The sequence below is a fragment of the Pseudomonas syringae genome, assembly GCF_002157375.1.
Taxonomy (GTDB): Bacteria; Pseudomonadota; Gammaproteobacteria; order Pseudomonadales; family Pseudomonadaceae; genus Aquipseudomonas; species Aquipseudomonas syringae_T.
Genome location: NZ_MTSA01000010.1, coordinates 36,634 through 56,387, shown reverse-complemented (window position 1 = coordinate 56,387; position 19,754 = coordinate 36,634). Strand labels below are relative to the sequence as shown.

The 19,754-nt window shown below is 57.9% G+C and carries 13 protein-coding genes, 1 tRNA gene and 3 pseudogenes; 8 read left to right on the top strand and 9 right to left on the bottom strand.

Features of this window, described 5'->3' with window-relative positions:
- Positions 1-21 precede the first annotated feature (21 nt).
- From pqqA to BW686_RS14120, 6 genes are all read right to left on the bottom strand, one after another.
- Entirely contained in the window at positions 22-96 is a 75-nt protein-coding gene (pqqA, locus tag BW686_RS14145; protein WP_003422658.1) for a pyrroloquinoline quinone precursor peptide PqqA, read from the bottom strand.
- Between the two features lie 135 nt (positions 97-231).
- Entirely contained in the window at positions 232-2,562 is a 2,331-nt protein-coding gene (pqqF, locus tag BW686_RS14140) for a pyrroloquinoline quinone biosynthesis protein PqqF (RefSeq protein WP_084917769.1), read from the bottom strand.
- 669 nt (positions 2,563-3,231) lie between these two features.
- Positions 3,232-4,038 (bottom strand): carbon-nitrogen hydrolase family protein, encoded by an 807-nt coding sequence (locus tag BW686_RS14135; protein ID WP_084917767.1) that lies wholly within the window; start codon positions 4,036-4,038, stop codon positions 3,232-3,234.
- Positions 4,039-4,061: 23 nt separating this feature from the next.
- Positions 4,062-5,741: a flavin monoamine oxidase family protein gene (locus BW686_RS14130; RefSeq protein ID WP_084917765.1), complete on the bottom strand. Its 1,680-nt coding sequence runs from the start codon at positions 5,739-5,741 to the stop codon at positions 4,062-4,064.
- Between the two features lie 152 nt (positions 5,742-5,893).
- Positions 5,894-6,355, bottom strand: coding sequence for an Lrp/AsnC family transcriptional regulator (locus BW686_RS14125; RefSeq protein ID WP_084918069.1), 462 nt, complete (start codon positions 6,353-6,355; stop codon positions 5,894-5,896).
- Between the two features lie 11 nt (positions 6,356-6,366).
- Positions 6,367-7,434, bottom strand: a complete 1,068-nt coding sequence (locus tag BW686_RS14120; RefSeq protein WP_084917762.1) for an FUSC family protein — start codon at positions 7,432-7,434, stop codon at positions 6,367-6,369.
- A 357-nt stretch (positions 7,435-7,791) separates the two neighbouring features.
- On the opposite strand from BW686_RS14120, the gene BW686_RS14115 reads away from it, so the two are divergent.
- The 8 genes and pseudogenes from BW686_RS14115 (at position 7,792) to BW686_RS27135 (ending at position 15,954) form a co-directional block, all read left to right on the top strand.
- Positions 7,792-8,301 carry a GNAT family N-acetyltransferase gene (locus tag BW686_RS14115; protein WP_084917760.1) on the top strand — a complete coding sequence of 170 codons (510 nt, stop codon included), beginning with the start codon at positions 7,792-7,794 and terminating at the stop codon, positions 8,299-8,301.
- Between the two features lie 244 nt (positions 8,302-8,545).
- Entirely contained in the window at positions 8,546-12,580 is a 4,035-nt protein-coding gene (locus BW686_RS14105; RefSeq protein ID WP_084917758.1) for a Pls/PosA family non-ribosomal peptide synthetase, read from the top strand.
- A complete protein-coding gene (locus BW686_RS14100) occupies positions 12,577-13,212 on the top strand; it encodes a 4'-phosphopantetheinyl transferase family protein (RefSeq protein WP_084917755.1) in 636 nt (211 codons plus the stop codon). The genes BW686_RS14105 and BW686_RS14100 overlap by 4 nt, the downstream gene beginning before the upstream one ends.
- A 51-nt stretch (positions 13,213-13,263) precedes the next feature.
- A pseudogene (locus BW686_RS26125) lies at positions 13,264-13,383 on the top strand (AraC family transcriptional regulator); the annotation flags it as partial.
- 6 nt (positions 13,384-13,389) lie between these two features.
- A pseudogene (locus BW686_RS14095) lies at positions 13,390-13,641 on the top strand (LysE family translocator); the annotation flags it as partial.
- A gap of 360 nt (positions 13,642-14,001) precedes the next feature.
- The gene (locus BW686_RS14090; protein ID WP_084917752.1) at positions 14,002-14,586 is read left to right on the top strand and encodes a PAAR domain-containing protein; all 585 of its coding nucleotides are present in this window, start codon (positions 14,002-14,004) and stop codon (positions 14,584-14,586) included.
- 4 nt (positions 14,587-14,590) lie between these two features.
- Positions 14,591-15,517 carry a DUF6402 family protein gene (locus BW686_RS14085; RefSeq protein WP_084917750.1) on the top strand — a complete coding sequence of 309 codons (927 nt, stop codon included), beginning with the start codon at positions 14,591-14,593 and terminating at the stop codon, positions 15,515-15,517.
- On the top strand, positions 15,514-15,954 hold the full coding sequence (locus BW686_RS27135) for a hypothetical protein (protein WP_084917748.1): 441 nt from the start codon (positions 15,514-15,516) through the stop codon (positions 15,952-15,954). The genes BW686_RS14085 and BW686_RS27135 overlap by 4 nt, the downstream gene beginning before the upstream one ends.
- A 728-nt stretch (positions 15,955-16,682) precedes the next feature.
- On the opposite strand, the pseudogene BW686_RS14070 reads toward BW686_RS27135, so the two are convergent.
- The 3 genes and pseudogenes from BW686_RS14070 to BW686_RS14060 all read right to left on the bottom strand — a co-directional run.
- A pseudogene (locus BW686_RS14070) lies at positions 16,683-16,883 on the bottom strand (site-specific integrase); the annotation flags it as partial.
- A gap of 128 nt (positions 16,884-17,011) precedes the next feature.
- Positions 17,012-17,088 (bottom strand) — tRNA-Ile (locus tag BW686_RS14065).
- A gap of 15 nt (positions 17,089-17,103) precedes the next feature.
- Positions 17,104-19,581, bottom strand: coding sequence for a bifunctional diguanylate cyclase/phosphodiesterase (locus tag BW686_RS14060; protein WP_179149268.1), 2,478 nt, complete (start codon positions 19,579-19,581; stop codon positions 17,104-17,106).
- Positions 19,582-19,754 lie beyond the last annotated feature (173 nt).

Sequence of the window (19,754 nt, the reverse complement as noted above, 5' to 3'; positions counted from 1 at the left end):
AGGCTTCACAGCGCACTGAAATCAACGGCTTGCGAAGTACATGGTGACTTCAAAACCGATACGCAGATCAGTGTAAGCAGGTTTAGTCCACGACATAAAAATCTCCTCGGATAAGTGCAGCGGTGGGTGACTACATCTTAGTGCATCGCTGAAGGCATACGTTCAGATGCTTAGGGAGCTATGTTACTCATTTTAACAATTCAGCAGGGCCAGAATCTGCATGAAAGACCGTTACCGTTCAGGTAAGGATCGGGCGTCGACCACCGGAGCAGGGCGGTTGGCGACGATCAGCCAGCCGCTTGCCGCGTCGATCAACTGCTTCGCAGCGCTCGATAACGAGTGTGTATCCAGATTTGACAGCGCACCTTGCAAGGCCGTCAGGTAATCGCCCTCATGCCCGGCAAGGTGCGCGTGCCAGTGCAGGTCTGCCTGCTGTTGACCGGTCATGTTCAACGAATCGAACTGAGCTGATAACGCCTGAACCTGAGCAGGTAAATCGGTGCTGCGAACCCGTTCCGGCAGCTCGCCCAAGAACGTTTCGATGTGCTGAAAAAGCTGTTGGGTGCTGCACGTCGGCGACTGGACCCCAAACAGTAATCCGGTCCTGCCGGCAATTTGCCTGACACCGCTGAACACGGCATAACCCAGTTGCAACTCGACCCGCAGCCGTTGGTAGAACGGTGCTTGCAACAGGTGTGCGAGCAAGCGCCAGGCGGCTTCATCCTCGATGGACATTGAGGGCGCGGGGCAAAAAAGCAGCAGCGCGTCGTCGGGCGAAGAACAGGCTTCAGCGACCCAGCGTTTGCCGGCGTTGACGGCTGGTAACGCAGGTCGCTCTTCCTGCCGAGTGCCTGGCGTTTTATTCAGCGCTGCGTTCAACGGCGGCAGGCTGGACGGGCAGAATCCGTGGGTAAAGCTGATCCAGCGCGAATGTGCCCACGTGGTTTGCAAGTCGAGGGGCTTCTGTTCTGTCTGACGTGTCAGGTAGTGATCAGCGAGCCGCTTGAGCAACTGACGAATCGGGATCAGTGCGGGTTCTTCATGTTGCCCGGTCAAACCCTGCGTATCCGGGCCGGAATGTTGCAGCCTGCGCAGGCAGTGTTCGACCACCGCCGCCATCGGTTCACGCAACCCGTTGAGCTGGAGCTGCCAAAAGGGGCCTTCAGCGCTGAACACCAGAAGCACACCGGCGTGTCGGGCGTCGTCGGTCAACCGCTTGAGCCTGGCATCGAGTGTTCGCCAGAGCGCCGGCTGTGGGCACGGCAACTCCCAACGCAGGTAAACCGCAGCCTCGGCACTGTCGTTTGATGCTGGCTTCAAAAATGGGTTGGGCGCTGGAAGTTGCCACTTGACCCCTCCATCGCTCGGGTTATCCACAGTCGACAAGATGGCCCGCGCGTTGGCGTTGAGTTGATCAAGCAATACGCTCAGGGCTATCGCGCCTTGGTCACTCAACTGCGCAGGGGTGTCGCGGCAGTAATGATGCGCCAGCGCCAATGCGCCACCGGTGTGCAAACGGCGCTGTTGAACACGTTGATAGTCCTCGACCAGTGCCGGCCAGTGAATCCTGAAAAACTCAAGCCAGCTTAAAAACAGGCCGTTGCCGGTGGCTGTGTTTACGACAGCGCCTTTGAACTCGATATCGAGCAAAAGCTGCCCACCGAATTGATACAACGGAGTGGCATTGAGTGAACTGGCCTGGCCCCGTCTGGCCAGTTCGTCACGCAGCCCGCCCTCATGACCCGCATTCAGGCAATGACACAGGAACGCGACCGCCTCGTCGGCCTTGTCTGGCAGATCCTCGCAGGCGAACAGCAGATGCTTTTCAGCTTCGCCCCGTTTAGGGAGGGCCGAAGGGGCGATCAGCGTCGGAGGCGGGAGCTGAGGTGACTTTTCTCCAGGCGTAAACATCATGCCGTATGTTTTTGCCAGCGCCTCCAGCGTTCCCAGAGACTGCGGCCCGGCCAGGCACAGGGTCATTTGCCCGGCTTGATAAAAGCGATGAAAAAAGCCCTTGAGGGCCAGTTGAAACGCCGGGTTGGGCACCGACAGGCTGTAGCGATTACCCGTATGAAAGCCGCGCAAAGGATGCTGAGGATTGATCGCGGCCAACAGGTCCGTCTGACTGCGCGCTTCGGCATCCCCGACCCAGGCGATGAATTCGGCGTGCAGCACTTCGCGTTCGCGCAGTTGGTCCGCCACGGCCATGCGGGGATGGGCGAGCATGTCGCACAGACGCTCCAGCCCTTGAGCGAAGCTGGTTTGCGGCAGCTCGAAGAAAAAATCGGTCGTGCGCTCGCGGGTGCTGGCGTTGACCTGACCGCCATGACGTTGCACGAACGTCATCAGATCTTCCCCTTTCGGAAAACGCTCGGTGCCCAGAAAGAACAGGTGCTCCAGAAAATGCGCCAGCCCCGGCCACGCCTGCGGCGCATCGTGACTGCCTGCGGCTACACGTAACGACGCCGCACTGCGCTTGAGCCGCGAGTCGTGACACAGCACCACACTCAGGCCGTTGGCCAGCGTGATACGTCTGAGGTCAGCAGATTGCGGGGCAGGCATGAGGGCGTCCACGGCAGCAGGGAAGGCGAAGCGTCATGCTAGCGGATAACCGACGGAGTTCGCGAGCCTGGCACGATAGTCGAGATAGCCGATACATTCGCAGAAATGGGGTCACCTGAAACACCGCCTTCGCGAACAAGTTCGCTCCCACAGGGGGCGGTGTCGGGCTCGGTAAATGTGGGAGTGACCGGGGCGGCGATCCGCATTGCTCACGAAGAGGCCGGTGCAGCTGTTTGATGCATCAGTGTAGGGCTCGGGTCAGTGGTGTATACAGTACAGGTCTCCCACAGGCAGCCCTGTCTGCCCGGTAATGTGGGAGTGAGCTTGCTCACGAAGAGGCGGGTGCAGCTGCTTGATGTATCTGTGCCTGGCTCGGGTCAGTGGCGCATAAAGCTCAGGTCTCCCACAGGCAGCCATGTGTGCCCGGTAAATGTGGGAGTGAGCTTGCTCACGAAGAGGCCGGTGCAGCTGCTTGATGCATCAGTGTCGAGCTCGGGTCAGTGGCGCATAGATAGCCGATACATTCGCAGAAATGAGGTCACTTGAAACACCGCCTTCGCGAACAAGTTCGCTCCCACAGGGGGGCAGTGTCGGGCTCGGTAAATGTGGGAGTGACCGGGGCGGCGATCCGCATTGCTCACGAAGAGGCCGGTGCAGCTGCTTGATGTATCAGTGCCTGGCTCGGGTCAGTGGCGTATAAAGTTCAGGTCTTCGATCCACAAAATAATCATTCACTGTCCTGGCCTGCGCCAGAAGCGCTTTGTCCAGCGTCCCGACGAGCAAGTCTTCATCCTGGCCTGCCAGCAGCGGGCGGCTGCCGTCAGGTGCGCAAAGGCTGCTGAGCCCGCAATAGCGAATATCGCCTTCGCTGCCGCAATAATTGGCGTACACCACGTAACAGTGATTTTCGAAGGCCCGCGCCCGCACGGTTACCTCACAGACGAAATCGTAAGGCGCCATGTTTGCGGTCGGCACCAGAATCAGCTCGGCACCGCCCAGTGCCAGGCGGCGGGTGTTTTCGGGAAACTCGACGTCGTAGCAAATCAGCAATCCCAGTTTCCAGCCATTCAGCTCGACCACGGGACAGTGATCGTCGCCCGCTGTGAACATCGACCTGTCCAGCTCGCTGAACAGGTGCGTCTTGCGGTAGTTGCACACGCTCACGCCGTGGCTGTCGATCAACTGCACGGCGTTATAAATCTGCTCATCGGCACCGCGTTCCGGGTATCCGTACAGAATCGCGATGCCGCTTGCCTGAGCGATGGCAGCAATGCGAGTCGCCGCCAAGCCGTCAGAGGGTTGCGCCAGCTCACCAACGGCGTGAGCGCCGATGTTATAGCCGGTCAGAAACATCTCCGGGCAAACCAGCACCTGCGCGCCTTGGCTGGCTGCGGCAATGGCCTGTTGTTCAAGCCGATTCAGGTTGCCGCTGACATCCAGCGGCAAGGGCGGGCATTGGTAAAGCGCAATGCGCATGACATTTCCTTTTTGCCGGTCAGTCAGTCAGCCAGCGCAATCGGGCCGATGTCGTGGAACACATCGCCGGGGCCGGGGTTTTCGGCGTGGGTCTTGCCGCCGAAGTGATTCATAATGCCCCACACCGCGTTCAACGACGTCTGCACTGCGCCTTCCACCCAGGCCGGTGTCCAGGACACATCGTCACCGGCGATGAACATGCCGCGCTGTTCGCTGGGCATGTCCTGCTGCATGAAGTGCGCGTACATGCGCTGGTTATAGCGGTAATGGCCCGGCAGCGCACCTTTGAATGCCCCCAGAAAGTGCGGATCGGCTTCCCACGACACGGTGATCGGGTCGCCGATGATGCGTGCTGCGATGTCCACTTTCGGATAGATCTTCTTCAGCGCATCGAGCGCCAGCTTCACGCGTTTTTCGATGGGTTGCGGCAACATCTTCAGCGCATCGCTCATCCACGAGTAAGACAGGCAGATCACGCCCGGTTTGTCGTCGCCGTTGTCGAACAGGTACGTGCCACGGGTCAGGCGGTCGGTGAGGGTCATGCTCATCAGATCGCGCCCCGTTTCCGGGTCCTTGTCCTTCCAGAATGGACGGTCGACCATGACGAAGGTTTTGGAGGACTGCATATAGCGTGTGCGGTCCAGCGCCATCCACATCTTCTGTGAGAACAGCGACTCTTCGCACTCGATCTGAGTGGTCAGCAGCCAGCTCTGGCAGGTGGTCAGCACGGCGGCGTATTGACGGGTGTCGCCCCAGTTGTCAGTGACGGAAAAGCTTCCATCTTCGGCTCGTGCGATACGTTTCACGCCGGGACGCGGAGCGCCACGGTGCAGCGATGACAGGCTGGTGCCCTTGGGCCAGTGGGCGCAGCGCTCGGGCACATGGCTCCACAGACCGACCGGCACTTGCTGCACGCCGCCGACAATCAGGTGCTGGTGTTCATCGCAGTTGGTCATCACGACGCGAAAGATTTCCAGCATCGAATTGGGGAAATCCGAATCCCAGCCGCCTGTACCAAAGCCCACCTGACCGAACACTTCGCGGTGGTAGAAAGACAGTTTGGCGAACGCTTTGGACGTCGCGACGAAGTCGTAGAAGGTACGGTCGTCCCAGAGCGGAACCAGTTTGTTCCACAGCTCTTTGAGGCGCGGCACGTCACGGTCGCGGATCGCCTGCTGGATGTCGCCGAATTGCGAACCGCTTTCCAGTGCATCGGCCCAGGCATCCGCCACTTCCTGAAACAGGGCAGGCAGGTCCGAAAGCATCTGGGCGTAATAGGTGGTGCCTTCCAGGTCGATGACCGTGCTGCCGGAGGCGGCGGTCAGCGGGTTGGGGAAGGGCCGGGACTCAAGGCCCAGCTTGTCGACGTAATGAAAGAACGCCGTCGAGGACACCGGGAAACGCATGCCGCCCAGCTCGGCAACGATGCCCTTGGCGCCTTCGAACTCTTGCGAGCGCAACCGGCCGCCCATCTTGGACGCCTCGTACACCACGGGTTTGAGGCCCATCTTCATCAATTCATAGGCCGCGACCAGCCCGGCAATACCGGCCCCGATAATCGCCACTTCCGCGCCGTGGTTTTCGTCTGGGATGCTGCCCAAGCCTTTCGGGTGCTCGATCCACTCGTCAAAGGCAAACGGAAAATCAGGGCCGAACATCGTGATCGGCTTTTTGCCGTTGGCGGGGTGACGGTTGTTTTTCATGACTGACCTTGGGTAGCAACGGCGAAAAACAACAGTTTAGATAACTGCACACACGTTAATAAGACGCAAAGTGTCGTCGATATGATGTTTGTCTGTACGAAGTGACGAGAGGGCTGGCCATTTTGATTGATCGAGCGGGATCAACGGGTTCTTCAGACAGGCTGCCCGCGGTCGATCTTGCTGCTGAGAATGATCGACGTTGTGGTTTTCTCGACGCCGTCCACACTGCCGATCAGGTCCAGCAACTGGTCGAGTTGCTCGGGTGAGTCGGTACGCAGCCAGGCCACGTAATCGAACTCGCCGCTCACCGCGCACAGTTGCTGAACCTGCGCCAATGCGCTTAGCCGGCGCAGTACTTCCTTGCCGGAACGGGGTTGCACGGTGATGCCGACATACGCCTGCAAACCGCCATCGACCACCCGCTTGCCGAGGCGGACACCGTAGCCGGTAATCACGTTGCTGCTTTCCAGCCGGGCCAGCCGAGAGGTCACTGTGGTGCGGGCGATTCCCAACTGACGGGCCAGCATGGCGACGCTTTCGCGGGCGTTGATCTGCAACGCAGCGATCAGTTTTCGATCAATCTCATCCAGCGTCGGCGGGCGGGTGTCGGACACAGGCATTTCCTTCAGAACTTCCAGCGTCTGGCGGTCTTCGCCAGCCGGGCTTGCAACCCGTCCAGATTTTGCGCCAGTTGTTGAGTCATCAAGTGATAGCCCATCAACTCGGCGGGGATGACCGGCTGTGCCGGTGTGCTTTCCGATGTTCTTTCCAGCCGTTCAGTGGCCCCTGTTTGCAGCGCGCGGGCCATGCCGATCAACTGACGACGGATCTGGCGATAATCGTTGTCCAGCGACGCCTTCAATGACTCGCCCGCAGCCTGATCCAGGTTGGCAGGCCGGATGTTGGCCAGAATTTCGAGCGTGCTCAGGCACATGCGGAAGTGCCCCTGAATCGCGTCCAGTTCGACCATCGACATCTTCACTTCCTTGGAGACGGACGGCAGCAGCGAGCGCAGTTGCAGCATCGTGGCGTTCAGCCTGGCTGTGAGCTTCAAATGCTCGTCAGCCGTGACCGGCTGGCCTTGCACGATGCGTCCATACACCTTGGCGCAGTCACGCAAGCCGCTGGCCAGGTTGTAGCGCCAGGAAAACACGGCGTAGAGCGGAAGCGCGAAGGAGAACGCCAACGCCAGCGCGATACCGATCAGGATGTCTACCGTCCGCCACAGCCCGTCACTGATCGGGTTGTAACCGTGCCCCGCAACGATAAACAGCGTGATCGCGGACAGCAGCGCGGTATAGCCGCCTTTGCCGATGGCGTGATAAGCGAAGAACCCGCACATCACCGACATCATGGCGTAGGTCAGCAACGGCATTTCCAGATAGCCCTGCTGCACCACCACGATCAGACCCAGCCCGGCGCCGATCAGCGTCCCGTAGGCACGCTCGACCGATTTCTTGCCGATATTGCCGTGGTGCTGCAAGCCGCCGATCACGATCAGCATCGTGACCGATGCCCATTCGCCGTGAGGCAGATTGAGGCCTGTGGTCAGCAGGATCGTGACCAGCAACCCCACCGCAATTCGCGCCGCGTGGATCAGCCGCGCATGTCGATAGCGACGATACGGGTCCAGCAGCGGGCGCAAAACAGGGCGTAGCCAAGAGGGTATGAAAGCAGAGCGCGAATTCGTCATGCGTTAAAAGACCGCGAGGGCAGGGAAGAGATCCCTGGTTGGATGATGATGAAGTCAAGTAAGCCACATTTGACGTGAAATGGGTGGTGTTTGTTGTCGGCCACCCGGGACAAAATCGGCAGTCTGCCCGCCCGAAATAGCGTTATGACTGCAGAAGGAAGCAGCTTTTTGATGATTTAAGGTGGCTCTATGTGATGCTTTATCCTTTTTAATGTGTCACTTCATGATCTCTTATGTGCATGTTCAAGTGCGCAATTGTGCTACTTGATGAATCCATACACCCCGTGCCAGAAATCGCCTGCCTTGATGGCGGCAAATTTCTTGTCGGATGGAGGGCGGGTATTGAGGAAGGATCCGATGGCATTTCAACTGCGTCTGTCGCAAGCCCACGATCTGCCAGACTTGATGCGTATCTCGACGCAGGCCCGTTCTCGTTATAGAACCATTCCCTCTCTGGCGTACATCGCCGACACGCCTGCGTTGAACGCAGACAGATTCAAAGCCTGTCGGGTCATGGTGGCTGTCGACCGGCACGATCAGCAGGTCGTTGGTTTTGCGGCCACACGACCCCTCGACGGGCTTTTATACCTGGACAATATTGCCGTTGATCCGCGTGTTTCAGGCTTTGGCGTGGGTGTGAGCTTACTGACGTCCGCCCTGGCATATGCGGATGCTCTTCAGGTGCAAGCGATAAGCCTGACGACATTCCGTGAACCGATCTGGAACGGGCCCTGGTTTCGAAAGCACGGCTTTCTTCCGATGCCTGAGGCCCATATGGGCGCAGGGCTGAAGGCCGTTATCGAGCGTCAGTCGTTGACGCTCGACCCGGTGACGCGTGAAACCCTCTGGCGTTGTTGCAATCGCTGACCCGCCGTCTGCCTTCGATCCATTGTTCAACATTCGTACAGCCAGCCTTTGCCATATTCGCCTTGTCAGCCCGATCTTTCGCTTTGGCGAGAGCTGCGGCGCTCCCGTCAAAATGTATCAAAACAGAAATAGTGTGGACGCTTTGTCACTACAAAATGCACGCCACTCGCTGAAGGATCGGCTCTGAACCCATAACGACAACTCTCTCAGGCTTCTCCTTTCAGACGAGCGAATATTTGCTGCCATGAATAACCTGAACCTGCTGCAGCCTTACCGGAACGAACCGTCGGCGAATGTGATTTACGGTCCGATTCAACCCCAATTGTTGCGCGAAGAAGTCTTGGCCGACCTGCTTGAAGCCAGCGCGCAACGCGACCCGGAACACGTGGCCTTGATCTTCGGCGATCGCCAGATCAGTTACCGGGAGCTGAATCAACAGGCTGATCAAGTCGCGTCTGCGCTGATCGGGGCAGGCGTTCGGCCAGGGCAGATCGTCGGCCTCTGGCTGCCACGCGGCATCGAGCTTCTGGTCATGCAGGCCGGCATCGCCAAGACCGGTGCAGCCTGGCTGCCGCTGGATCAGGATACGCCGGTTGAACGTCTGCAGATTTGTCTGGAGGACGCCGATGCAGTGGGGGTGGTCTGCTGTGAAACGCTGAGACCGCTGCTGGCCGATACCGGGCTGACGGTGTGGACTGCCGAAGTGCTGTTGATGCAGACCTACACGGTTCCGGTTCGACGCAGCGGCGTGTCGCCGGACCATCCTGCCTATGTGATCTACACCTCGGGCTCGACCGGCAAGCCCAAGGGCATTGTGATTTCCCAGCGCAGCATCTGCCATTTTCTGCGCAGCGAAAACGCGGTGTTGGGCATCCGTGCCAGCGACCGTGTCTATCAGGGGTTTTCGGTCGCGTTCGACATGTCGTTCGAGGAAATCTGGATCGCCTACCTGGTGGGCGCAACGCTGTGGATCGGGCCGAAAGAAACCAGCGGCGACCCCGAAACCCTGCCGAGGCTGTTGAACGAACAGCGCATCAGCGTGCTGCACGCAGTGCCCACATTGCTGGCGCTGTTCAGTGAAGACGTCCCGAGCCTGCGGTTGATCAATCTGGGCGGCGAAATGTGCCCGGATTCTCTGGTCGAGCGCTGGGCCACGCCAGCCCGGCAGATGTTCAATACGTATGGGCCGACCGAAGCCACGGTGTCAGCCAGTCTGGCGCCGCTGTCACGTGGAAAACCGGTCACCATTGGCACGCCGCTGCCCAATTACGGGCTGCTGGTGATTGCCAACGACCCGGCGGTCGGTAGCACGGTGGCGCCAAGTCTTCTGCCGCGTGGCAAAGTGGGCGAGCTGTGCATTATTGGTCCTGGTCTGGCCGAAGGTTATCTGGGCCGGCCGGACCTGACCGAGGATAAATTCCTGCCCAACCCGTGGTCCACCGGTTATCACGACGCGCGTCTGTACCGCACGGGCGATCTGGCGCGGATCGATGCGGAAGGGCAAGTGCAATGCCTGGGGCGTGCCGATGATCAGGTGAAGATTCGTGGCTTCCGTGTCGAATTGGGCGAGATCGAAGCCTTGCTGGCGCAACAGCCCGGCGTCGGCACCACCGCCGTTTTGCTGCGTAACGAAAATGGCGTCGATCAGTTGGTCGCTTATCTGGTGTGCGACGCCGAGCCCTCTCCCGTCTTCACGAGCGAGCTGCGCAAGGTCCTGCAAACTCAACTGCCACCGTACATGGTGCCGGGGCATTTCGAGTTGCTCGACAGCATGCCGCGCCTGACCTCCGGCAAAATCGACCGCAAAGCGCTCAAGGCACGTCCTCTGGCAATAAGTGTCAGCAGCGGCGAATCCGATGCGCCAGGAACTGAAGGCGAAGTTGCACTGTTCGCCGCCTTGGCGACGCTCTTTCCCGGCCTGCCGATCCGTCGCGACGCTGATTTTTTCACTGACCTGGGCGGGCATTCGTTCTTTGCCGCCCGTTTGGCGTCGGCCCTGCGTGCCAATCCTCGTTTCGCTCAAATCACTGTGCGGGACATCTACCAGCAACGGCGTATCAGCGCGATTGCCGAAGTGCTGGACCTGGCATCGCAAGAGACGGCGGCCCCGGAGGACTGGACACCTCCTTCCGCATGGCGGCGCTGGCGGTGCGGTGTTGCGCAGGCGCTGGCCTTGCCGGTGATGGTCAGTCTGCGGATGACGCAGTGGCTTGCGCCGTTCTTTACCTATCACTTTCTCACCGGCTCACCCGAGGACTCCATTGCACTGGCGACCGTCGCGTCGATCTCGGTATTTCTGATGGCGACCGTGCTGCAGTTTTTCATTGCCATCGCCGGCAAGTGGCTGATAGCCGGACGCCTGAAGCCCGGCGTCTACCCGTTGTGGGGCGTCACCTACTTCCGCTGGTGGGCTGCGGATCGCGTGGTCGAGTCAGCGCCGGTGTATCTGTTAAGCGGCTCTTCGCTTTACCCCCTGTGGCTGCGGGCTTTGGGCGCCAGGATCGGGCAGGAAGTAGTGATCGGTGGAACCACGGCTCGGATACCCGACCTTCTGCAGATCGGGGACGGCGTCAGCATCGGCAATGGCGTCAGCTTCGAGAACGCGCGTGTCGAGCGGGGCCAGTTGCGCTTGGGGCAGATCACCTTGCAGGACAACGCCTGCGTCGGCTCTTACGTAATCATGGAAGGCAATACCGCTGTCGGCCCGTGGGGCCATCTGGAATCCCAGTCAGCGCTGGCGGACGGCCGCGAAGTTCCGGCTGGCCGCCTCTGGCAGGGCTCACCGGCACGGGATGTCGGTGCCTTTGATATCCTCAGCCAGCCAGCACGCCCCATCGTCACTCGTGCGCGCTTGCGTGCAGAAAAACTGTTTTTCTGCCTGGGCGTCCTGCTGGTCGCCACGCTGTTTTTCATCCCGGTGTTCCCGACCTTTTTCCTGATCGACTGGTTCGATACCCAACATTTCTTGCCGGGGTTTGAAGGGAGCGGGGTGGCCGGTCAACTTATCCGCTATTTCATTCTCGCTTTCCCGGCCAGTGCCGTGTTGATCGTGGCGACGGTGCTGGCCTCCGCGGCGTTGCGCTGGATCGTGTTCCCTCGCCTCAAGCCGGGCCGTTACGCGGTCCACAGCAACATCTATTGCGCCAAGTGGATGATCAGCCAGATACAGGAAGCGAGCCTGAACGTGCTGTCCGGCATTTACGCCACGGTGTATTCGCCATTCTGGTACAGGCTGCTGGGCGCAAAAGTCGGGCGTGATGCCGAGATTTCCAGCGCGCAGGGTGTGATCCCCGACATGCTCACCCTGGGCGATGAAACCTTTATCGCCGACGCCGTCATGCTAGGCGATGAGCGTATCGATGGCGGCTGGATGACTTTGCAACCGACGGTCGTTTCCAACCGCAGCTTTGTCGGTAATGGCAGTTACATTTCGGACGGCACCGTACTGCCTGAAAACGTCCTGATCGGCGTTCACTCCTGTGCGCCGCACAACGACAAGTTGGTCGATGGCGACACCTGGCTGGGGTCGCCCCCGATCAACCTGCCTGCCCGGGAGCAGTCAAGCGGTGCGCCTGAGTCGCTGACCTTCAAGCCTTCGCCATTGCGCCGCCTGGCGCGAGGCTTGGTCGAAGCCGTGCGTATCGTCACCCCGCACGCGATGGTCATCGCGGTCGGCTACACCGTCATGCTCGACCTCATGCCGCTGGCCGAAGACGAGCGCTGGGGTGCCGTGCTGGCGTACCTTGCGGCGATTGGCCTGGCGTACAGCGTGGGCAACTTTTTGCTGATAACGGCCCTGAAATGGGTGGTCATCGGTCGCTACCGCAAACGTGCAGACCCGATGTGGACACCCTTTGTATGGTTTTCAGAGGGCATCACCAGCCTTTACGAAGGCATGGCCGCGCCGAACTTCATGCGCTACCTGCGCGGCACGCCGTGGTTGCCGCTGGCCTTCAACCTGCTCGGCTGCAAGATTGGCCGTGGGGTGTACATGGACACAACCGACATCACCGAATTCGACTGCGTCCGTATTGGCGCCAACAGTGAACTGAATGCCGGGGCCTGCCCGCAAACTCACTTGTTCGAAGACCGGATCATGAAAATCGACCACGTCGTCATCGGCGAACGCGTCTACATGGGACCACGCAGCGCCGTGCTGTACAGCGCCGCAGTGGGCGACGATGCGCATCTCGGCTCACTGACACTGGTGATGAAAGGCGAACACATTCCCGCCGCCAGCCGCTGGGCCGGATGCCCTGCGGCACCTGACAGGGCATGAGCCTCGGGGCGATCTGGGCATTCGACGAGGATGGCCGGCTCGCCTCTCGCCAGCCATTCCCGCACGACGGGATATTGCTGGTCAGCAGCACTATCAGAGCCAGCAGCACGCGCGTCGAAGCGAGACAACGCATTCGCACCTGCGTGCGTCACGCCCTCAGCCAATACCTCGGTTTGTCACCTGACGCAATCGCCTTCATCAGCCACCCCGGACACGCCCCGCGACTGATGATTAACGACTGGCTGGAACCGGGATTTTCCATCAGCCACGAAGCCGGATGTTCCCTGGCGGCTGTCCACCTGCACGGGGCGGTGGGGGTTGATGTGATGCAGGTTCAGGATGTGCCCGATTGGCAGGTTGTGGCGCAGGACTACCTCGGCGCTGACGTGACTGCGCGACTGATGAGTGTGCCTGAGGCGATGCGCTCGACGGCATTTGCCAAAGCCTGGTGTGAGCGGGAGGCGTTGTTGAAGCTGCATGGGCTGGAATTGGGGGAGTGGGGCCAGGTGGGGATGTTAATGGGGGAGGGGGTTGAGGTTGAGGTGGGGCGTGGGATGGTTGGGGTGGTGGCTTTGGCGACTGCAGCTCATCACCCGCACAAATCTTCTAAACATCCTTTCCAAAACGGGTAAGTTAATCGTCCGTACCGTTTAACGCTGACCCATTTATGCCCGGAGTCTTTTTTGGATAAACGCAACTGGATTGAGCTGTCCCAGGACGCAGATACCGGGATTGAATCGATTCGCGCCCATTTTCAGGGCCATGACTACGACCCGCACTGGCATGACAGTTTTTTGGTGGGGGGTTAATTGGTCAACCCCAAGGTCTGGATGATGGCGGTGGCAACGGTGAGCTTTTTTGCCGATGGCAGCGACAAGACCATGCGGCTGGTGGTGTTGTCACTGGTGTTTCTGTTGGTTTCCTTACCCTGCATGACCCTATGGGCACTGCTCGGTGTGGGCAGTAAACGCGCTTTTGGTTCAGAGCAGGCGCTCAAGTGCATGAACCGTGTACTGGCTTTTTTATTGTTGGTGCAGGCTTGGTTGACTGTATTGATTTAGGGTACAAAAAAGCCGCGCAATGCGCGGCTTTCAATGCTGTGGGCCCAAACGGACTCGAACCGTAGACCAAAGGATTATGAGTTGCCTAGAAACGCTGTGGGCCTAACAAAACTGTTTATAGGAGAGCGTAGGCACACAAAGCGGAAAGCATTATAAACAGCGGGTTTGACGTGGTGTTGAGACAGTAGTGAGAGCTTATAGCTGTACCGGGTGGGTACCGAAATACTGAACCAGATTCACGCTCGTAAGGTTTCCATACACGAGTTGATCACTGCATTTCGTCCTGGTAATTGGCTTAGTGTATGATTTCCCCTTTTTCTCTATTGACCCCGTAAAAAAACAGTTCTCAGGGAGAGTTTTATGAAACTACTGGCCATTGTCCAGGGTGATGTCACAGACCACGGAGGGTATGTTATTAACGGCGACCAAACAAAGCGTATCAATGGTTTTCCCGTAGCGCATAGGGGCTGTGACGTCACCTGCCCATTGCATGGCGCTAGCAAAATTATTGGTGAAGGAAACACCTTCCACGTAGACGGATACATAATCGCGCTAGAAGGCGACCTGACCAGTTGCGGAGCACGCTTGATATCCCGACAGCAGAGCTTTTTTCGGGTTGAGAGGCGGTCGAGTGCTATGGAGTCCGCGTTCTCTACTCCGGTCAGTAACGCTCAGAGTGATGCTAGCGAGTCTGGGGTAGATGCGGTTGTGCAGTCAGTTGATTTAGCTATAGGTCAACGAGAGTCTGTGATGTGTGATGAGCGTTTTCGTCTTTTCAATGACAAACGCACCAGCCTTGGCCATCTGGGATACGTGGTTATGCAAGACCAACGTTGCACTGCCGTTAGCGCGCTTGACGTGCAAGGCTATAGCCGCAGCCATAAAAGCCCCGCAGTTGCCGCTCTACAAATCGCAACCAACGCCCCGCGGCCGGTCATGGAATAGCCCAATGTCTCTGAACGATTTTACACGCACCAATGCCTTAGGCCCTGATACTTACTATGCCTTGCCCCAAGGTGCCTCGCACACCTACGCCCCTACAGACACCCCAGCCAAAGAAGTCATCCTCCAAAGCCTGGCCTTAACTCGAATCCCGAGAGCCATGCGCAACATGGGGTGGGACACCGCAGCGGCGCTGATGCAGAGATGGTTTGACAGTCCAGCGTGGGAAATGCCGGAGGAGTGGAAGGTGCAGGAAACACAGCCTGACCCAATGAGCCTGTCTCCCGCGCAGTGCGATGAAAGCATCGTGAAGATGGAATGGGCAATGCAGTTTGAGCGATGCAGGCAGGCTGTTGAGGAGGCTGAGTTACTTCTGACCACAGTCAATGCTAAAGCTCGTTTAAATAGGCTGCTGAAAAAGGCAGGCTGGAGCGGGACAGGGGCGTTTGAGCTTGGGTCTCATGCCATGACTGCATTACAGATGGATTCCGTATCTCAAGTAAATTTCATTAAAATCGGTAGCTTCTGGGATGTATTAGACGATATGTATGGCGCATTAGGGGCGGCGACATTAAAGATAGGTGTTATAGGGAGCACTTTTAGCAAAATAGATAGCCTGACCAAAGAGAAACATGAATGTTTTCATATAGATCAGGTAGGGTTTTATATTCGCGATCACTATGATTTTAATGGCTTTCAATATCTAGGTACTTGTACAGAAGATCATGTGTTAACAAAAAAAGAAGATGTGATATCCATGACGCCACTGGGGCGTTTAGTGGTTAGATTGAAAGATGGGCCCTTTGCTGCAATTTACAATGGTGATTTTCGAGAATACAGAAGTAAAATAGGCAAGGGGGGAGACTTTATTATCTACTCCGATATATTGTGGAAAAAAATTGATAGGACCATTGATCTAGGAACGCGCCAATGAAAATATCATCGGCAAGGGTAAGATTTTTTTTGGCATATATTATAATAGCTTGTAGCCTTTGGACTGCTTCCGAGTGGTGGGAAAGAGCGCTAGCCAAGAGATCAGGAGCACCACTCATCAGCCCGGACGGGTGTTATCGACTGGAAGCTTTCGAGCCTTTTTGGGTGTTGCCTAATGTACTCCATCGAGAACCAGACCCTAATGGGGTTAGATCGCCAAAATGGTTTCCATGGTGGGGCAGCCCCGGCTTTTACAGGCTGTACGATCATCGAGACGGAAAATTGATTTCAGAAACCAAGGTTTACGATCGTGAATCAGGGGCATGGGGAATTGACTGGGGGGAGGGCTCGGGTTTCATTTACTCAGGGCTGATCCCTATTGGCCCAACTGTTCCTGGTTGCATGCGTCATCGGCCCACACTTCAGAAATCGCAATGAAAAGTGCAGCATCGCCAAGCCTGCCACTGCAGCAGGCTTTGGCAGTATCAGAGCGCGCGATCTGGGTCTTTAAAATCGAGGGGATGAAACGGGATTGCCTGCTAATCTGAGCGTTCGCTACATTAACGCACTTCGGCAGCAGTATCACTACAATGTCGCTGCCTCTTGGCCCTTGCCCCATACTTTACAGGCGTGCGTGTCTCACCTACTGGTGATCTTCACGATCAAGAAGACACCGTAGGGATCTTGGTAGTCGAGTTTCCAGGTAGGCACAAGATCGAGGTCCACGCTTTTGCTTTTTTCCAGATTGCTTTGAAAGACGTTGCTGAAATCGAAATCAGTATTGCGCCAGGCGATTTGGGAATTAGGGAATACACACAAGCCCCAGAGCAGCTACGCCTATCTGATTTAAGTGAGCATCTTCGACGTCAGCATTCCCTAAACGAATAGGGAGCTCCTATGAGCGTATTATGACTAATCAAAAATTTGGGTATCTAGTCGCGGCGATTTTCGTGCTGCTCGTGGTTTTCCACCGTCAGCTGATTGGTTGGATTGATGTCGACGGATTCTGGTGTCTGGTCTTTTTTGTCGCAGTGTTTACGGGCCGCTTGAGCCTGTACGTTTACAGGAAATCGCGAGGTCGGAAAGACAGTCTCGATACTCGCCGTTGGTGGGATATCTAGAAAACGCGTCTGGGTTGCCTAGCGATACCAGGCCGATTTACCAACTTGCTTGAGCGCTGCTTCCAGCATCATGCGCCCTGAACCGCCACGCTGGATGTAGACAACCCTCACCATTTCGTCTTCGGTACGCCGAGACCAGTCCTCCGCATCATGCTTGGTACGGAAGGTTTTAGCCACAGTTGGCCAACCGGTTTTGCGGATCAATGCCTTCCAGGTGCCGGAAGGAGTTTTGACTAGTGTCGCCATCTGAAAGAACGCCAAATGTGTACTGGCGCACCAGCGCTACACCGATTTTGTCCCTCTGGACCATAAGACTGTATCCCCGGAGCACCACCCAGAAACACAAAAGCCGCGCAATGCGCGGCTTCCAAAGGTGGTGGGCCCACACGGACTCGAACCGTGGACCAAAGGATTATGAGTCCTCTGCTCTAACCAACTGAGCTATGGGCCCTCAGTAGGCCGCGGATTATAACGGCGGTTTCGCGGCTGTGCTATCCGAAAAGTCCGAAACATTCATAAGAAGAAATTTCGTACCGAATTCATCGGGGTGGAGGGGCAGGCTGATGATGTAGCCCTGGATCTGTTCGCAGCCTTCGTCGGTGAGGAATTTCTGTTGTTCGCTGTTCTCGACGCCTTCGGCGATCACGGTCAGTTGCATGCTGCGCCCCAGTGCGACGATGGCGCGGACGATGGCGGCGTCGTGGGTGTCTTCCGGGAGGCCGCGGATGAAGGACTGATCGATCTTGAGGATGTCCAGTGGCAGCCGTTTCAGATAGCTCAGTGAGGAATAGCCGGTGCCGAAGTCATCGATGGCCAGCTGGACGCCGAGTGTTTTCAGTTTGTGCAGCACGGCCAGTGCTTCCTGGGTCTGGCTCATGATGAAGTTTTCGGTGATTTCCAGTTGCAGGCAGTCCGGGACCAGGCCGTTGTCGGCTAGCAGTTGTTCGATGCGTTCAACCAGGTTCGGCTGGCGCAGTTGGGCGCCGGCCAGGTTGACGGACACCGGGCCGAACGGCTTGAAGGCTTTGCGCCACTTGCCCATCTGGACGCAGGCCTGCTCCAGCACCCAGTCGCCAATCTGCAGGATCATGCCGTTTTCTTCCGCGAGCGGAATGAAGTGTTCAGGCGGTACTTCGCCAAAGGTCGGATGGCTCCAGCGGATCAGCGCTTCTGCGCCCACCAGTGTGTGGCTCAGGAGGCTGATCTTGGGCTGGTAAGCCAGGCTCAACTGGTTGCGGTCCAGCGCTCTTCTCAATTCCTGCTCAAGTGCAATGCGTTCGCTGGCCTGTTCGGTGAGGTCCCGGGTGTAGCTCTCGACCCGGTTGCGGCCCTGCGCCTTGGAGCGGTACATGGCGGCGTCGGCATTTTTGACCAGCGTTGCGACGTCGGTGCCGTCGGTGGGGAACACGCAGCTGCCGATGCTTGGGCTGATATACAGCTCGTGCTCACCCGCCTCGAAAGGGGTGTTGAAGCAGGCCAGCAGTTTGTTGGCGATGGCCTTGGCGTCGCAGGCCTGCAACAGGCCGGGCAGCAGCACGATGAACTCGTCGCCGCCGAGTCGCGCGACGGTATCGATGTCGCGCAGGGTTTCCTTGAGGCGATGGGCAATGCCCTTGAGCAACAAATCGCCCACCGGGTGGCCCAGGCTGTCATTGATGTGTTTAAAGCGGTCCAGGTCGAGGAACAGCACTGCGCCAAGGCTGCCGGATTCTTCGCTGTGCAGTAACGCCGACTGAAGGCGGCTCTCGAACAGGGTGCGATTGGGCAGGCCGGTGAGCGGGTCGTGGTGAGCCTGATAGTCCAGGCGCGCCTGTGCCTGTTTGAGGCTGGAAATGTCAGCGAACACCGCCACGAAGTGGGTGAGCAGGTTCTCTTTGTTGCGGACGGCGCTCACGGTCAGCCAGCTCGGATACAGCTCGCCACTCTTGCGCCGGTTGCTGATTTCGCCTTGCCAGTGGCCTTCGGCAGTCAGTTGATGCCACATGGCGGCGTAGAACGCGCTGTCATGCTGGCCTGATGCGAGCAGGCGAGGCGTCTTGCCGATGGCTTCGCCCTCGCTGTACCCGGTGATTTCAGTAAAGGCGCGGTTGACGGCAGTGATGCGCTGGTGGGTGTCGGTGATCAGCACGCCCTCGGCAGTGCTCTCGAAAACGGTCGCGGCCAGGCGCAGTTTTTCCTGCATTTGCTGGCTTTGGGTGATGTCCCGCGAAATGGTCAGCAGGCAGTCTTCACCGCCGATGATGAGCGGTTGTGAGGACAGCTCGCATAATCTGATGTCGCCGCTGATATTGCGGAGCCGGGCACGGAAGTCTCGAACGGAGCCGTTGCGCTTTATTTGCTCGATGAGTCGATGGCGCTCGCTCAGATCAGCCCAGATGCCCATATCGAACGTTGAATGCTCAAGGCAGTGCTGTTCGCTATAGCCCGTGATGTTGCAGAAACCTTCGTTGACTTCCAGCATCATCCCGTCCAGTTGGCGGGTGATGCCCAGCCCGTCTGGCGAGGCATGGAAGGCCTTGGCGAACTTCTCTTCGGACATTTGCAGTTGCTGCTGAGCCAGCTTGAGCTGAGTGATGTCACGAACGACCACCAGTACCGCTGGCGTGGAGCCCTGATCAAACGGCTGCGCTGACATGAGCCCTGAAAAGGTTTCGCCGCTGCTGCGACGGAAGGGGATTTCCAGGTTGTGGATACTGCCCGTTTGCAGTTGCTGAAGAACGTTGGGGCCCATACCGGGCACAGCCCATAGGTCCAGCTCGGTGGGTGTTTTGCCGATCACGTCGTCTATGGCAAGCCCCGTTTGTTCGACGAATGCCTCGTTGGCATCCATGATGTGCCCATCGATAAGGCTGGCGATGATCATCGCGTCCGGGCATTGAGCGAAGACCGAGGCGAATCTGCCTTCGGACAGGCGCAGGGCTTCCCGGTCGCTAATGTCGATCATTAATCCACGCATAAGTGGCTCACATCCGTGTCTGACCGTTTCTGATAAGGGTGTGACATGGCCTTGAGCTATGTATTTAACTCAGGCTTGTCCCGAAAGCGTTGTATCCGGGTAGATACATAGTTGTAGGTCAATTCGCCGATACCTGCAATTAGACCGATGGCTGACAAGGC

Coding starts and splice junctions, on each gene's coding strand:
- pqqF (WP_084917769.1), bottom strand. CDS start 2,562: ATGCCTGCCCCGCAATCTGCTGACCTCAGACGTATCACGCTGGCCAAC.
- BW686_RS14135 (WP_084917767.1), bottom strand. CDS start 4,038: ATGCGCATTGCGCTTTACCAATGCCCGCCCTTGCCGCTGGATGTCAGC.
- BW686_RS14130 (WP_084917765.1), bottom strand. CDS start 5,741: ATGAAAAACAACCGTCACCCCGCCAACGGCAAAAAGCCGATCACGATG.
- BW686_RS14120 (WP_084917762.1), bottom strand. CDS start 7,434: ATGACGAATTCGCGCTCTGCTTTCATACCCTCTTGGCTACGCCCTGTT.
- BW686_RS14115 (WP_084917760.1), top strand. CDS start 7,792: ATGGCATTTCAACTGCGTCTGTCGCAAGCCCACGATCTGCCAGACTTG.
- BW686_RS14105 (WP_084917758.1), top strand. CDS start 8,546: ATGAATAACCTGAACCTGCTGCAGCCTTACCGGAACGAACCGTCGGCG.
- BW686_RS14100 (WP_084917755.1), top strand. CDS start 12,577: ATGAGCCTCGGGGCGATCTGGGCATTCGACGAGGATGGCCGGCTCGCC.
- BW686_RS14090 (WP_084917752.1), top strand. CDS start 14,002: ATGAAACTACTGGCCATTGTCCAGGGTGATGTCACAGACCACGGAGGG.
- BW686_RS14085 (WP_084917750.1), top strand. CDS start 14,591: ATGTCTCTGAACGATTTTACACGCACCAATGCCTTAGGCCCTGATACT.
- BW686_RS27135 (WP_084917748.1), top strand. CDS start 15,514: ATGAAAATATCATCGGCAAGGGTAAGATTTTTTTTGGCATATATTATA.
- BW686_RS14060 (WP_179149268.1), bottom strand. CDS start 19,581: ATGATCGACATTAGCGACCGGGAAGCCCTGCGCCTGTCCGAAGGCAGA.